The organism is Sphingomonas sp. URHD0057 (genome assembly GCF_000620665.1).
Classification (GTDB): Bacteria; Pseudomonadota; Alphaproteobacteria; order Sphingomonadales; family Sphingomonadaceae; genus Sphingomicrobium.
In genome coordinates this window covers 1-13,451 of sequence record NZ_KK211162.1, presented here as the reverse complement: position 1 = coordinate 13,451, position 13,451 = coordinate 1, and the positions used below count along the sequence as shown (strand labels likewise).

The following is a 13,451-nucleotide window of genomic DNA, read 5'->3' as shown; positions in this document are numbered from 1 at the left end:
GGGTCTCGGATCAATGGTCCGTCGAACCGTGGTCGGTCGAGCCCTGGTCGGCGGCGTTGTTGGCTTCGACCGTGTTGGCGGCACCGGCAGCGTTCATGTCTGTCGCGTTCATGTCGGCCGCGTTCATCTCTGCGGCGTTCTCGACTGGAACGGCTTCATTGGTTGCCACCTCGTTGGCGGACTCGTTGTTGGCTGGCTTCGGACATCCCTCAAGCGACAAGGCCACTCCTACGATCGCGAGTCCAGTTATCAGTCTGCGCATTGTATCCCCCTTCGTTCCCTCGGCAGAATTGATCAGCTTAGACGAAGCGCAATCGTTTCAGAAGCGAATTGAAGCGCGGCTGGTTCTGCAGCGGCTGGAGGAACGGATCGCTGAGCAGATAGACCAGGCCTGAATCCTGCTCATTCACGGCCTTGTCGAGCACGTCGAGCGCCTGCGGAACCTTGTTCCACTGCGCCAGCACCTGCGCCTGCTGGTAAAGTCCATTGTCACCCTGCGTCTTCACGAGCTCGTCATATGCGCCTTGCGCTTCGGCGGCCTTACCCTCGCGAATGGCGACGAACGCGCGGCCTGGAAGAGCGAGCAGCTGTACCTTTTCCTGAGCGAATTCGGCCGCCGCATCTCGCGTGTGGCCCTGGAACAGCAGCGCGTTTCCGATGTCGCCGTGCGCTCCGCCAACCTTGAGATTGAGATCGATCGCACGCCGCGCCGCCTCGATCGCGGCCGCGTAATCGCCCGCTGCAAACTTGATCCGTCCGCGGTTCTTGAACACGGTAGGGTTCAGCGGGTCGAGAGAAGCCGCGCGTTCGATCGCGGGAAGCGCACGATCGAACTGCCGCCGCCGTGCGCGATACATTGCGCAAAGGCCCAGCACATCCGCGCTCCACCCGCCGAGCTGGCTGGCTTTCTCGTAAGGCTCGTCGGCGGCAATGATGTCGAGCTTGCCGTAGAACAGCGCATAGCCGAGCGCGGCATAAGCATCGGCAAACTGATTGGCCGTCGCGACCGCGTGTCGCGCTTCCGCGACCGCCTCGTCGTAAAGCGGTCGCCGCTCGGTTGCTTGTGCATAAGCATTGGCGATTACTGCAAGAGTGCGCGATCGCGCCGCCCGGGCCGCGGCGTATTTGGGATCGAGTTGCACCGCATCCGTAAACTGCACAAGGGCGCCGCGATCACTGTCTTCGTCGCGCTGGGAATCGAACAAATCCTTCCCGCGAAGATAGGCATCGAACGCCGCGACATTCCTGGTCCCACCCGATCGCTCCGGCGATTGCTCGCTGTTGTCGCTCAGGCGCACCGCAAGCGCGGCACCGACGGAACTCGCAATCTCCTCCTGCACCTCGATGATATTGCCCATCGGCAGTTCGAACCGCTTCGACCAGCGGCTGAAGCCATTATCCCCGTCGATCAACTCGATCCCGATCCGCACAATCCCGCCCTCGGAAAGGACATTGCCGTCGAGCAAGTTGGCGACCCCCAGCTTGCGCGCGATGCTCCGGCTGCCGTCCTTACGGTCGCGGAATTCGTTGGACGAGGCTTGGCCGACCACTCTCAGCAGCGGGTTGCGGGACAGCGTCGAGCGCAGTTCCGCCGCAAGGCCGTCGGAAAGATATCCCTTTCCGGCCTCCCCGCTGAGGTTGTCGAACGGCAGCACCGCGATCGTGTTCGCACCGGCGCGGCCAGGCCGCAGAAGTTGCCAGCCGCCGAATCCGACCGCGGCGACGCCGGCCGCAGCGCCCGCCGTGATCACGCCACGCCGGTCAATCCCGCCTCGTCTTTGATTGACCGCCGCAGACAATGGTCGGTCCATCATGTCGGCGATCGTCTGCAGCGCTCGGAACATCGCAGGATTGCTGGCGCGCAGCCCGCCCCGCGAAACATCGACACACTGCAGCTGGCGGAAGCCGAGCGGGGGCTCGGATCCGTCTATCAGAATCGGAACCAGCCGCTGATGGTCGCGGGCGAACGAGGCTTCGTCCTGGACCCAGTTCGATTTGGCAGAATTTGCCGACCACAACACGACCACCGCACCTGCGGCTTCGAGCGCTTCGCTGATCTTCGCGCTGAACCGCTCGCCGCTCGGAATCAGCCCGTCCCACCAGACGCGGAATCCCGCGCGCTCGATTAGCTTGATGATCGCTCTGGCCGCCTTCTCGTCGGCGCGCGCGTAGCTGAGGAAGACATAGTCCTCCCCGCGTGACGGCGGTTCACCACGGCCCGAATTCCGGTCCATCCGCTTGCTTCCCCCAAGGAGCGTCGGATTGACGACAATGCGCACCGTAGGGCTGACCGGAGGGCTTGTCATTAGCGCGGCATGGCCAAGCCGCGGATCGGTGCTTATCGCCTGCCCATGCTCCACGGCTGGATCATTCTCGACAAGCCCGCCGGCCTTGGCTCGACCCAGGCGGTCAGTGCGATCAAGCGCCTGCTGCGCGAAGCGGGCGAGCCCAAGACCAAGGTCGGCCACGGCGGCACGCTCGATCCGCTGGCGTGCGGGGTCCTGCCGATCGCGCTCGGCGAAGCGACCAAGGTCGCCGGCCGAATGCTCGGCGCGACCAAGCAATATGCCTTCACCATCCGCTTCGGCGAGGAAACCGATACGCTCGACGCCGAAGGCGAAGTCGTCGCCACCAGCGCCGTCATCCCGACCGCCGGACAAGTCCAGGCGATCCTGCCCGGCTTCACCGGCAAGATCAGCCAGATCCCGCCGGCTCATTCGGCACTGAAGGTCTACGGCAAGCCCGCTTACGCCCGCACCCGCGCCGGCGAAACGGTTGAGCTCAAGCCGCGCGACGTGACCATCCATGAGCTGCGCGTCGTCTCCGATTGCGCGAACGAGGCTTCGTTGCTCGCCACCGTTTCCAAGGGCACCTATGTCCGCAGCCTTGCCCGCGACATCGCCCATGCGCTTGGAACGGTCGGCCACGTTTCCTATCTAAGAAGGACCCGCGCCGGGCCCTTCTCCCTCGAACAGGCCGTTTCACTGGACTTTCTCGAGGAATTGGCTAAGGCGCGCCAACTGACGCGGGCGGTATTGCCGCTGCAAGCGGCGCTGGACGACATCCCGGCCCTCCCCGTCACTAGCCGCCAAGCCGAGTTGCTCCGTCATGGGCAGAGGCTTGTCGGCATCCCCGCACCGCCGGGGCTGAGCCTGGCGACTTTGGAAGCAATTCCGGTCGCTTTGGTCGAAGCCACGGCCGACGGCCTCAAGGTCGTCCGGGGCTTTAACCTTTAGAAAACAGGAGTGACACGATGTCGATTACCGCCGAGCGCAAGCAGGAAGTGATCAAGGAACATGCCCGCGCGAAGGAAGATACGGGTTCGCCCGAAGTCCAGATCGCGATCCTCACCAGCCGCATTCAGACGCTGACCGAGCATTTCAAGAGCCACGCCAAGGACAACCATAGCCGGCGCGGGCTGTTGATGATGGTCAACAAGCGCCGTTCGCTGCTCGATTATCTGCGCCGCGAAGACGAGAGCCGTTACACCGGTCTCATCGCCAAGCTCGGCCTTCGCAAATAACCGCAAGGGCGCCCATCCGGCGCCTTTCGCACATCGGGGCCATCCGCAATTCGGCGGTTCGGCCTTAGGGGCGCTTCAAGGCCCCGGACCGCAGCGGGTCGGATTACCCGCGCTAGCTGTCCCCGCCGGCATCCGGCCGCGGGGTGAAGGAAATCAAATGTTCAATACCAAAACAGTCGAAATCGAGTGGGGCGGTAAGACCCTCAAGCTCGAAACGGGCCGCGTTGCCCGCCAGGCCGACGGCGCGGTTCTCGCGACCCTGGGCGAAACCGTCGTCCTCTGCGCGGTCACCGCCGCCAAGTCGGTCAAGCCGGGCCAGGACTTCTTCCCGCTGACCGTCCACTATCAGGAGAAATTCTCGGCCGCGGGGCGCATCCCCGGCGGCTTCTTCAAGCGCGAGCGCGGCGCCACCGAAAAGGAAACGCTGACCAGCCGCCTGATCGATCGCCCGATCCGCCCGCTGTTCCCCGAAGGGTTCTACAACGAGATCCTGTGCATCGCGCAGGTCCTCTCCTACGACGGCGAGAACGAGCCGGACGTGCTGGCGATGATCGCCGCATCGGCCGCTCTGACCCTGTCCGGCGTCCCGTTCATGGGCCCGATCGGCGCCGCTCGCGTCGGCTTTGCTGACGGCGACTATATCCTCAACCCGACCCAGACGCAGATCGCGGAAGGCCAGCTCGACCTCGTCGTCGCCGGTACGCGCAACGCCGTGATGATGGTCGAATCCGAAGCCAAGGAGCTGTCCGAGGACGAGATGCTCGGCGCGGTCATGTTCGCTCACCGCTCGCTGCAGCCGGTGATCGAGGCGATCATCAAGCTCGCCGAGCAGGCTGCCAAGGAGCCGTGGGATCTCGCGGTCAGCGCCGAGAAGGACGCGATCAAGAAGAAGCTCAAGACGCTCATCGGCAACGATGTCGAGGCCGCCTACAAGCTGACCAACAAGCAGGAGCGCCAGACCGCGCTCGCCGCTGTCCGCGCCAAGGCCGCCGAGGCGTTCGCCGACAGCGACCCGCAGGAGCAGCTGGTCGCGGCCAAGCTGGTCAAGTCGATCGAGGCCGACGTCGTCCGCATCGCCATCCTCAAGGACGGCCGCCGCATCGACGGCCGCGACACCAAGACCGTGCGCCCGATCGAGATCAGCGTCGGCTTCCTGCCGCGCACGCACGGCTCGGCGCTGTTCACCCGCGGGGAGACCCAGTCGATCGTTTCGACCACGCTCGGGACCAAGGAGTCCGAGCAGATGATCGACGGGCTGGAGGGCCTCTCCTACTCGCGCTTCATGCTGCACTATAACTTCCCGCCTTACTCGGTCGGTGAAGTCGGGCGCTTCGGCGCTCCGTCGCGGCGCGAAACCGGCCACGGCAAGCTCGCCTGGCGCGCGCTTCGCCCGATGCTGCCGAGCAACGAGGAGTTCCCGTACACGATCCGCGTCCTCTCCGACATTACGGAGAGCAACGGGTCCTCGTCGATGGCGACGGTGTGCGGCGGCTCGCTTGCACTCATGGACGCCGGCGTTCCGCTCAAGCGTCCGGTCGCCGGCATCGCCATGGGCCTGATCCTCGAAGGCAAGGACTTCGCGGTGATCAGCGACATCCTCGGCGACGAGGATCATCTCGGCGACATGGACTTCAAGGTCGCCGGCACCTCCAACGGCATCACCTCGCTGCAGATGGACATCAAGGTTGCCGGGATCACCGAGGAGATCATGAAGACCGCGCTCGCCCAGGCGAAGGACGGCCGCGCCCACATCCTCGGCGAAATGGCCAAGGCGCTCGATCACACCCGTGAGGAGCTCAGCGCCCATGCGCCGCGGATCGAGACGATGCAGATCCCCAAGGACAAGATCCGCGAAGTGATCGGCACCGGCGGCAAGGTCATCCGCGAGATCGTCGCCGAGACCGGCGCGAAAGTGGACATCGACGACGAGGGCGTGATCAAGATCAGCTCGTCCGACTTGAGCCAGATCGAGGCCGCGCGCCAGTGGATCCGCGGCATCGTCGCCGAGCCCGAGCCCGGCACCATCTACACCGGCAAGGTCGCCAGCATCGTCGATTTCGGCGCGTTCGTGACCTTCATGCCGGGCAAGGACGGGCTGGTCCACGTCAGCGAGATCAAGAACGAGCGGGTCGAGAACGTCCGCGACGTCCTCAGCGAAGGCCAGGAGGTCAAGGTCAAGCTGGTCGAGGTCGACCAGCGCGGCAAGGTCCGCCTGTCGATGCGCCTGGTCGACCAGGAAACCGGCGAGGAAATCCCCGACACCCGCCCCCCGCGCGAACCGCGTGAAGGCGGCGACCGTGGCCCGCGTGGCGATCGTGGTGATCGCCATCGCGGCGGCGGCCGTGACCGTGGCCCGCGGCGTGAAGGCGGCGGTGGCGGTGGACGTGGCGGCGAAGGTCGCGGCGGCGACCGCGATCGTGGACCGCGCGGCGGTGGTGACCGCGACCGCGGCCCCCGGCGTGAACGCGAAGGTGGCGGCGAAGACAAAGGCCCCGCGCCCGAGTTCGCTCCGGCGTTCCTCACCGGCGACGGCGACAACGACTGAACCGTCAACTCCTCCCTGAGCTTCGCTCGGGGAGGGGGACCACCTGAAAGGTGGTGGAGGGGTAAGCGGCGTGAGCCGCGCAATGCCTTATCACAAAAACACGAAGGCCCCGCAGCGATGCGGGGCCTTTTTCTATCGAAGTGTGTAAATTAATCACTGGACTTGTAGGAAAATTCACTTGAGCGTAAAAGACCTTCACCCAATGTGTGGGTAAGAACAGGGGGACAATCATGCGACAAATGGGCGCAGACATTCGCTGCGGGGGCATCCCGAAAGCGAAAGGAAATGAGTAATGACGCCATTCGGAAAAGCCTTGCGAAAGCTCCGCATCGATCGCGAGCTCTTGCTTGGTGACATGGCCGAACGGCTTAAGATTAGCCCCAGCTATTTGAGCCAAATCGAAACTGGCAAGAAGCCGATTCCAGACGGCTTCGTTGATAAGCTACGTGCCGCCCTCCGCCTTACTGACGTCGAACTTGTCGACGTCCGACATCATGCTGTTATCTCGACCAGTGAGTTCAAAATACAGCTAGGCGATCGCGCCAACGCCAATGATAAGGTTTTGGCAGACGCGCTCGCAACCGAGTTCGCTCGACTTTCGCCAGATGCAAAAGAACGCATCGCAAAGGTCATCAATGGAGGAAGGGGTGGCTAACAATCCGATCATCGTGGCGCCTCGATCGCGTAAGCAGATTGAAGAATATGCTTTAGCGGTTCGTAGGGCGCTCGGTGTTTCGGACGGTTCAGCAGTTGATATGCTTCGGCTCCTTGAGTTGGTCCTTCCCAGAGTTCTGGACGAGTACAGCTTTGAGGTAGTTGCCGATCGCGAACTGGGCGAAGCGGAGGCAACTACCTCAATGACGGAGCGATCCATAAAGATGGGACTAACTTGCTACGAGGCTGCCCGTCAGGGCCAAGCCAGGTATGCATTTACCCTCGCGCACGAATTAGGCCATCTGCTCATGCATACAGGAAGCAGCGCGCAGATGGCCCGCGGCAATAGCGTCAAGCCTTATGTGAATGCCGAATGGCAAGCTGACACTTTCGCGAGCGCGTTTCTCATGCCCGAGGGTGAAGTGCGCCGGTGCAGCTGCGTCCGGGAAATTCTGACGCGCTTCAGGGTGAGCAGGAGGGCGGCTGAGGTCCGCGCGAGCGTGTTGAACTTGGACCTGCCCTTCTAACCACCGACCTTCAACTTTTGGTCGTCCTTAATCGCTGATATTCCTGCGCGGGACGTTTCCTGCCGCCTGCTTACATTGGATTTCGACCTATCCGCCAGCGTACCAGCGGCGGCCGCGCCAGAGCTCCGCGCTGAATAACTCACGGCACTCGTTAGTGTCGTGAATTCGCCATAGTTGACTTTTTTTTCACCTATGAGTAAATTCACTTCACCTCATAACGAGGACGGCGGGCTCAAGGTGGGCCTCCGAGAGACGCAAAGGACTAAAAATGGCAGCTCAGCATGAGGAGAAGGAGCCTGGCGATCGGCACGGTCGTACGATCCGGGTCTATTACGGAGAAACGGCCTTTGACCTGAAGCCAGGTGCGCATGAAGGCGCGGAGCTGGCGGCAATTTTTTCGGTGCCCGCTGGCTACATTCTGGATGTCGTTAACGAAGACGGCGGCTTTGATGACGTTGATCCGACGCGGAAGATCGTCATTCGAGACGACATGAGATTTGCCTCCCATCCACCGGTTGGCCAATCGTCGTGACCTCGGAGATGTTTCGTCAGATCAAACAGGCGTATTCGGCTGCTGAGCTTTGGCAGGACGGTCAGCAGCCGGTCGTCTACGTGCCTCAGGTGCCGATACGGTCACAGGGTCGCACCATTGTTCGGGACGTGCTCCTTTGGCCGGCTGCGCGCGACGGGTACGAAAGCCGCTTCTTCCTGTCCGACGCAGTCCAAGCGCCTAAAGCCGCCAATTGGAAGGTGTATTCCATTGCCGGCCGGAAATGGCATGCGTGCTCGTGGAAGGGCGTGGCCGCGAGCCTCCCGTGGCTTGACATGATTCTCGCACATCTGCGGGCGTTCGCATGAAACTGCACCTTAAACTGCCCAGATCGCTCGTCCTGCAAATCCATGCGGACCTGAGCAGACGGCACACGTTCGCGCATGAGCGAGTCGGCTTTCTGATGGTAGGCGCTACTTCGCTGCCCGATCAGCGACTGCTCTTGCTCGCTCGCAACTATTCTCCGGTTGCTGACGAAGACTACGAAATGGACCCATCTTGCGGCGCCCGAATTGGAGGTCCGGCTTTTCGAAAAGCGCTGGAGCGTGCCTACCGGACTCGGTCTGGCCTCGTGCACATTCACTCGCATGGTGGTTCCGGCATTCCGGGTTTCAGCGGGATTGACCTACGGAGCGGGAGCGAATTTGTCCCAGGGTTCTTCGAGGCAATTCCGTCAATGCCGCACGGCATGATCGTTTTCAGCGGCGACCGAGCTGCAGGCCGTTTCTGGCTCAACAGGGGACTAGGGTCCACCGAAGTTGCAGAGTTTGCCTTTGTCGGTGCGCCGTTGCTCAAGTTCGGAGTGCGATAATGGACTGGCTTTCGCGACAGTCCTTTCTTGGTTCTAATAGCTCCGAGCTTCTTGGGTCGGCACGCGTTGGAGTTGTTGGTCTTGGCGGAGGCGGGTCGCACGTTTGTCAGCAACTTGGCCATGTCGGGATCGGCGAAGTTGTTATCGTGGATCCCGACCGCATCAGTTCCACCAATCTCAACCGGCTCATAGGCGGCACTCGCCTCGACGTGCTGCTTCGTCGTAAGAAGACTTCGATCGCCAAGCGGCAAATCAGACGCGTCAACGCTACCGCGCGAGTGATCTCGTTTTCGGGTGAATGGCAGGCTTGCTTCGACATTCTTAAGGCATGCGACATCATCGTCGGCTGTCTCGATCAAGTGAGGGCGAAGGATGAACTGGATGCGTTCTGTCGCCGGTACCTGATTCCATTCATCGACATCGGCATGGATGTGCACGAAATCCCGTCAGGCCATCTGATCGCTGGTCAAGTTGCGCTCTCGTTCGTCGGCGGCCCGTGCCTACGCTGTCTAGGTATCGTCACGGAGACCGCGGTAGCGACCGAAGCACGGAATTATGGTGCCGCGGGCGGCAATCCACAGGTCGTCTGGCCGAACGGTGTGCTTGCCTCGACGGCCGTTGGGCTCATCATACAGATGCTGAATCCTTGGCAGCCGACCCCTGTGGAAACGGCATTGCTTCAGTACGATGGAAATATCGGCACTGTCTCGGAGAGCCATCGTCTCGCGAATTGGTCAGGGCGATGCCAACATTATCCAGCTGATCAGCGTGGTGATCCGGGGTTCCGGATACGGGAACGTCATGGAGTGAATCGGTGACGTCGAACAGTTCGCTCGGCTGAGACCTCTCGCCCCGCCGTCCGGGCATTCGAAGGCTCTACGCGCTGGCTCCCGTTTGCTTGAACAAAGCGCTCCCCTACGCTCGGCATTTTGTGCTGTCCTACAGCCCACCCCTTGAGTCATAGACTGGCGGATGAGTCCTCCACCCGAGTTACGACCGATCTTCAGGCCGTCGAGCGTTGACCTCAGGTCATCTCCAATCCTGCGTGAAATCGTTTTTCGCGTACTGCCCTCGCGCGCACGCGCACGCATAGGCTCGCTGCGTTTGCTGCGTTTCGAGACCGCCCGAAAGCGCTCGTCACTGCGAACATTCGCGAACATTCGCGCCATTTCGACGGACCGCACTCGCCCGCGAACAGGAGCCAGCGCGCCACCCCGTCATTCAATCGTCACAAATTCCGGCAATGCCGGCCGATGTTGCTCGCAATTGATGAGCCAAGTTGACTTGGGTTAAAAATGGGCGCCCAGAGCCCGCCGGAGGAGACCGCATATGTCGGTTGCCAAGACCATCGAAATCATCGCCAGCTCGCCCGGCGGGATCGAAGCCGCGATCCGCGAGGGGATCACCAAGGCGTCCGAAACCGTCAAGGGAATCGAGGGCGCGTGGGTCAAGGACACCAAGGTCATCGTGGGCGACAACAAGGTTACGGAGTGGCGGGTCACGCTCGCCGTCACCTTCGTCGTATCCTGACCGCTCTTCGGCTTCGGCCAGTTTGCGTTGACCTGAGCATCCGCACCGGAATCCTCCGCCAACGAGGAGAACAGCAATGAATGTTACCGACATGCTGCAGCAGACCGGCGCGGTCGGCGCGATCTCGCGCGAGCTTGGGATCGACCCGGCGACCGCCGAGGCCGGCGCGGCCGCGCTTCTGCCCTCGATCCTCTCCGGGTTCCAGAATCCGGCCGCGGCCGCCGAGCCGCAATCGGCGATCGGTGGCGGAACGGATGCCGCGGGCGGCGGGCTCGGCGCATTGCTCGGGACGATCTCCGCGCTCGGCGGCGGCGGGCTGCTCGATAACGTCACCGCGAACGCGCCGAGCGACGTCGGCCAAGGCAATCAGATTCTCGGCCAGATTTTCGGCTCCAAGGACGAGAGCCGCGCGGTCGCCGCGCAGGCCGCGTCGCAGTCCGGGGTCGAGCCGTCGCTGCTCAAGAAGATGCTCCCGCTGCTCGCCATGGCCGCCGCCGGATATGTGATGAAGCAGGCCGGGCAAGGCCAAGGGAGCGCCGCGGGCGGCAGTCTGGACGGCGGTCTCAGCGGGATGCTCGGAAGCATTCTCGGCGGGCAAACCGCTCCGGCGCGCGGCGGGTCCGAACCGGCCCCATCGGCCAGCATTCTTGGCGACCTCATCGGCGCGGCGGGCAAATACCTGGCGCGCTAGTCGATTTCGATTCGGTCGGAACCTGCGTCCGCCTCGCGCAGCTTCCGTGATCTTAAAACTAAGGGGCATCGAGGGGTGCACATGAAGAGATCGATGCTTGGACTGACCATCGCGGCGCTGCTGCTTCCGCCCGCCGGCGCGGCGGCGCAGACTCGACCGGCTCAGCCGCAGACGCAGCCGACCCGCCCCGGCAAAGTCCGGCCGGCGCGGCCGGCGAAGCCGACAAGACCCACCACGAAACCGTCCAGGCCCGGCGCGCATCGGCCGACCCGGCCCGATCGCCCGCAGATCCAGCCGGTCCGTCCGACCAAGCCGGTTCGCCCGACACGGCCCGATCGTCCATCGATCCAGCCGGTCCGCCCGACCAAGCCGGCTCGCCCCGGCTACAATCGCCCGCATCAATATCAATTCAAGCGCATCCGCGCGAAGCACTACCGCTATCCGCGCGGCTACCATTACCGGCTGTGGGCCGTCGGCCACATCCTCCCGGCGCTCCTTTTCTCGTCGGCCTATTATTATGACGATTACCACCACGTCGGTTATCCGCCGCACGGCTACCGCTGGGTTCGCTACGGGCCCGACCTGCTCCTGGTGAACATTCACACCCACCGGATCGCCTATGTCGTGACCGGCGTATTTTATTGAAGGCAAGAAGGAGCCTCCCGAGCCACCGCCCGGGAGGCTTCGCCGCGCGGCGCGGCGCGAAACGCGGGGCCTGAGGGGTTCAGCGGCTCCGCGCTTCGCGCCGACTTGCGTCAGTTGCAGCTGACGTCGACGATCTGGTTGCCCTTGTCGACGGTGACGGTCATCCGCTTCGGCTGCGCGGCGCCCGCCGCGGCGCCTTGCGCGAGGACGCGATAATTGGTGCCGCTGATGTCGCGCGCGCTGTCGAGGTTCTTGCCGACCAGATAATCGTAATATTTGGCGTCGCAAGTCGAGCGCGAGGCCGCGGACGAGCTCTGGCTTTGCGCCGCCGGCGCCGGAGCCGCCGCAACGAGGGTGAACGACGCGATACACATGACGAACCTACGCATGGGGACCTCTCCCTGATTCGAGGAGCCCCGAGTGAAGCATCTAGCATGCGACATATGTAGCACCCATCGACCAGCGGTCGCGGGCGTTTTGCCAAGCGACAAGCGGCCGCCCGGCAACGACGAAACGGCGAACGGTGGGAGGTTGCCCGCCGTGGGAGCCTTCCGTTCGTCAGATTATAAGGAAGTCGGACGGCGTGAGCACAGTTCCGGCGGTTAGCTGGGCAAACTGAATAGCCGCCCCTGAGCCGCTGCCGTCCGCGTCATAGAAGAGCGCGCCAGTCGCCTGATTGTAAATGATCCGGTCATCGGCATCGAGGGCTCCGGTGGTCAGCTTAAAGAAGTTTGCGTTCAAGGTCCCGCTGCTGCCGATTCCTGCGAAGAGATTATGATCAAGACCGATATGGTCGGTGTTGGTCGCCACCTTCGAGAAATCGGTAATCTGATCGACTCCGTAGTGAGTAAGGTCATTGTCCGCGCCCACCTTCACGAACTCGAACAAGTCGTCGCCGGTGCCGCCGGTCAAGACATCCGCCCCGAGGCCACCGATCAGTGTGTCGTTGGAGGACGCGCCCCAGAGTACGTCGCTCCCCGCGCCACCATCGAGGATGTCGTCGTTGGAGCCGCCCGACAGGGAGTCGTTTCCGTTTCCACCTGTGATGGTGTCATTACCGCCGATTCCGAAGCCGAGGTCATTGCCGGTGCCGAGCGAGATCGTGTTGGTACCATTGGTGCCGACGGCCACGGTCACCGGAATGTCCACGCTGGTCGTGCCATCGGTGGCATGAATCGTCAGAATTGTGCCCGGCAGATTGGACAAGGTGTCGGTCGTGATCAGATGATTGCCGGTGATCTGGAAGCCCGCAACCGGACTCGCCAGAGTGAATGTCCAGGTACCGGGGAGACCCAAGGCCTGGAACGTGCCTAGATCGGCGCCGGAGACGATGTTCTGACCACCCGATCCACCACCGCCTTCATTTTCTGTCGTGGTATTGATGAGGAAGCGAAGGTTGTCGGCGGTAAAAGCGGCCTCCTGCCGGTCGATGGTGACGGTGTCATTCGCCCCAGTTGCGCCCGTATTCCCGACGAGGTCGGTGTACGGCCCCGTGAGCGTCACGCTGCCGGTGCCGTCAAAGCCGTCATTCGCAGTGTATGTTGCCGTCCATGTGATCCCGTCGCTGGAGGTAAACGCGGTAAGCGTTCCGTTGGTGGCCGTTACATCGGCGTTGCTGAACCCCGTCACCGCCTCCGAGAACGTGATCGTCACCACCGAATTCGGATCGCCATCGTTGAGCAGCGTATCGACGATGTTCACCGTCGCGGTCGGGTTCTTGGTGTCGATCGCAACCGTGTCGCTTCCGCTCACACCGATATTGACGGCCGCATCGTTGTAGCCGCCGGCGTTGACCGTCACCGAGCCGGTGGTCTCGACCCCGTCGGTCGCCGTAAAGGTCCCCGTCCAGGTGATCCCTCCGTTGCTCGAAGAGAGTGCGCTCAGCGTGCCGCCGGCGACCGTCACGTCGGCGTTCGAGAAGTTCGACACCGCCTCGTTGAACGTGATCGTCACCACCGAGTTGTTGTCGCTGTCG

The 13,451-nt window shown here is 62.9% G+C and carries 15 protein-coding genes; 11 read left to right on the top strand and 4 right to left on the bottom strand.

Annotation, left to right across the window (positions count from 1 at the left end):
• Positions 1-10: 10 nt before the first annotated feature.
• Positions 11-262 (bottom strand): hypothetical protein, encoded by a 252-nt coding sequence (locus N539_RS0108720; protein ID WP_156029852.1) that lies wholly within the window; start codon positions 260-262, stop codon positions 11-13.
• A 37-nt stretch (positions 263-299) separates the two neighbouring features.
• A complete protein-coding gene (locus N539_RS17775) occupies positions 300-2,306 on the bottom strand; it encodes a TIR domain-containing protein (protein ID WP_081774289.1) in 2,007 nt (668 codons plus the stop codon).
• Between the two features lie 9 nt (positions 2,307-2,315).
• Here N539_RS17775 and truB point away from each other — a divergent pair, with 9 nt between their 5' ends.
• The 11 genes from truB to N539_RS18185 all read left to right on the top strand — a co-directional run bounded on the left by truB (position 2,316) and on the right by N539_RS18185 (position 11,476).
• Entirely contained in the window at positions 2,316-3,236 is a 921-nt protein-coding gene (truB, locus tag N539_RS0108710) for a tRNA pseudouridine(55) synthase TruB (protein WP_051531672.1), read from the top strand.
• Between the two features lie 17 nt (positions 3,237-3,253).
• Complete coding sequence (gene rpsO / locus N539_RS0108705; RefSeq protein WP_028969945.1) at positions 3,254-3,523, top strand: 30S ribosomal protein S15; 270 nt, start codon at positions 3,254-3,256, stop codon at positions 3,521-3,523.
• Positions 3,524-3,680: 157 nt separating this feature from the next.
• Positions 3,681-6,068, top strand: coding sequence for a polyribonucleotide nucleotidyltransferase (gene pnp / locus N539_RS0108700; protein ID WP_028969944.1), 2,388 nt, complete (start codon positions 3,681-3,683; stop codon positions 6,066-6,068).
• Between the two features lie 292 nt (positions 6,069-6,360).
• The gene (locus tag N539_RS0108695; RefSeq protein ID WP_028969943.1) at positions 6,361-6,723 is read left to right on the top strand and encodes a helix-turn-helix domain-containing protein; all 363 of its coding nucleotides are present in this window, start codon (positions 6,361-6,363) and stop codon (positions 6,721-6,723) included.
• Positions 6,716-7,249, top strand: a complete 534-nt coding sequence (locus N539_RS0108690) for an ImmA/IrrE family metallo-endopeptidase (RefSeq protein ID WP_231462985.1) — start codon at positions 6,716-6,718, stop codon at positions 7,247-7,249. Before N539_RS0108695 ends, N539_RS0108690 begins: the two co-directional genes overlap by 8 nt.
• A gap of 268 nt (positions 7,250-7,517) precedes the next feature.
• Positions 7,518-7,781, top strand: a complete 264-nt coding sequence (locus N539_RS18510) for a hypothetical protein (RefSeq protein WP_156029851.1) — start codon at positions 7,518-7,520, stop codon at positions 7,779-7,781.
• A 322-nt stretch (positions 7,782-8,103) separates the two neighbouring features.
• Positions 8,104-8,610: a hypothetical protein gene (locus tag N539_RS0108675; RefSeq protein ID WP_028969939.1), complete on the top strand. Its 507-nt coding sequence runs from the start codon at positions 8,104-8,106 to the stop codon at positions 8,608-8,610.
• Complete coding sequence (locus N539_RS18190) at positions 8,610-9,428, top strand: ThiF family adenylyltransferase (RefSeq protein WP_081774287.1); 819 nt, start codon at positions 8,610-8,612, stop codon at positions 9,426-9,428. Before N539_RS0108675 ends, N539_RS18190 begins: the two co-directional genes overlap by 1 nt.
• A gap of 511 nt (positions 9,429-9,939) precedes the next feature.
• The gene (locus N539_RS0108665; protein WP_028969938.1) at positions 9,940-10,140 is read left to right on the top strand and encodes a dodecin family protein; all 201 of its coding nucleotides are present in this window, start codon (positions 9,940-9,942) and stop codon (positions 10,138-10,140) included.
• Positions 10,141-10,216: 76 nt separating this feature from the next.
• Positions 10,217-10,831 carry a DUF937 domain-containing protein gene (locus N539_RS0108660; protein ID WP_028969937.1) on the top strand — a complete coding sequence of 205 codons (615 nt, stop codon included), beginning with the start codon at positions 10,217-10,219 and terminating at the stop codon, positions 10,829-10,831.
• 81 nt (positions 10,832-10,912) lie between these two features.
• Positions 10,913-11,476: an RcnB family protein gene (locus N539_RS18185; protein WP_028969936.1), complete on the top strand. Its 564-nt coding sequence runs from the start codon at positions 10,913-10,915 to the stop codon at positions 11,474-11,476.
• A gap of 110 nt (positions 11,477-11,586) precedes the next feature.
• Here the strand turns inward: N539_RS18185 and N539_RS0108650 are convergent, their stop codons facing one another.
• Together N539_RS0108650 and N539_RS18785 are read right to left on the bottom strand one after the other, a co-directional pair.
• Positions 11,587-11,865, bottom strand: a complete 279-nt coding sequence (locus tag N539_RS0108650; protein WP_156029850.1) for a hypothetical protein — start codon at positions 11,863-11,865, stop codon at positions 11,587-11,589.
• Positions 11,866-12,034: 169 nt separating this feature from the next.
• Positions 12,035-13,451: Ig-like domain-containing protein (locus N539_RS18785; protein ID WP_028969934.1), on the bottom strand; the 1,417-nt coding region annotated here is incomplete at its 5' end.

Bases quoted from the DNA above. Each gene is read 5' to 3' on its own strand.
- rpsO (WP_028969945.1), top strand. From the start codon at position 3,254: ATGTCGATTACCGCCGAGCGCAAGCAGGAAGTGATCAAGGAACATGCC.
- N539_RS0108720 (WP_156029852.1), bottom strand. From the start codon at position 262: ATGCGCAGACTGATAACTGGACTCGCGATCGTAGGAGTGGCCTTGTCG.
- truB (WP_051531672.1), top strand. From the start codon at position 2,316: ATGGCCAAGCCGCGGATCGGTGCTTATCGCCTGCCCATGCTCCACGGC.
- N539_RS0108660 (WP_028969937.1), top strand. From the start codon at position 10,217: ATGAATGTTACCGACATGCTGCAGCAGACCGGCGCGGTCGGCGCGATC.
- N539_RS17775 (WP_081774289.1), bottom strand. From the start codon at position 2,306: ATGACAAGCCCTCCGGTCAGCCCTACGGTGCGCATTGTCGTCAATCCG.
- N539_RS0108665 (WP_028969938.1), top strand. From the start codon at position 9,940: ATGTCGGTTGCCAAGACCATCGAAATCATCGCCAGCTCGCCCGGCGGG.
- N539_RS0108650 (WP_156029850.1), bottom strand. From the start codon at position 11,865: ATGCGTAGGTTCGTCATGTGTATCGCGTCGTTCACCCTCGTTGCGGCG.
- N539_RS0108695 (WP_028969943.1), top strand. From the start codon at position 6,361: ATGACGCCATTCGGAAAAGCCTTGCGAAAGCTCCGCATCGATCGCGAG.
- N539_RS18510 (WP_156029851.1), top strand. From the start codon at position 7,518: ATGGCAGCTCAGCATGAGGAGAAGGAGCCTGGCGATCGGCACGGTCGT.
- N539_RS18185 (WP_028969936.1), top strand. From the start codon at position 10,913: ATGAAGAGATCGATGCTTGGACTGACCATCGCGGCGCTGCTGCTTCCG.
- pnp (WP_028969944.1), top strand. From the start codon at position 3,681: ATGTTCAATACCAAAACAGTCGAAATCGAGTGGGGCGGTAAGACCCTC.
- N539_RS18190 (WP_081774287.1), top strand. From the start codon at position 8,610: ATGGACTGGCTTTCGCGACAGTCCTTTCTTGGTTCTAATAGCTCCGAG.
- N539_RS0108675 (WP_028969939.1), top strand. From the start codon at position 8,104: ATGAAACTGCACCTTAAACTGCCCAGATCGCTCGTCCTGCAAATCCAT.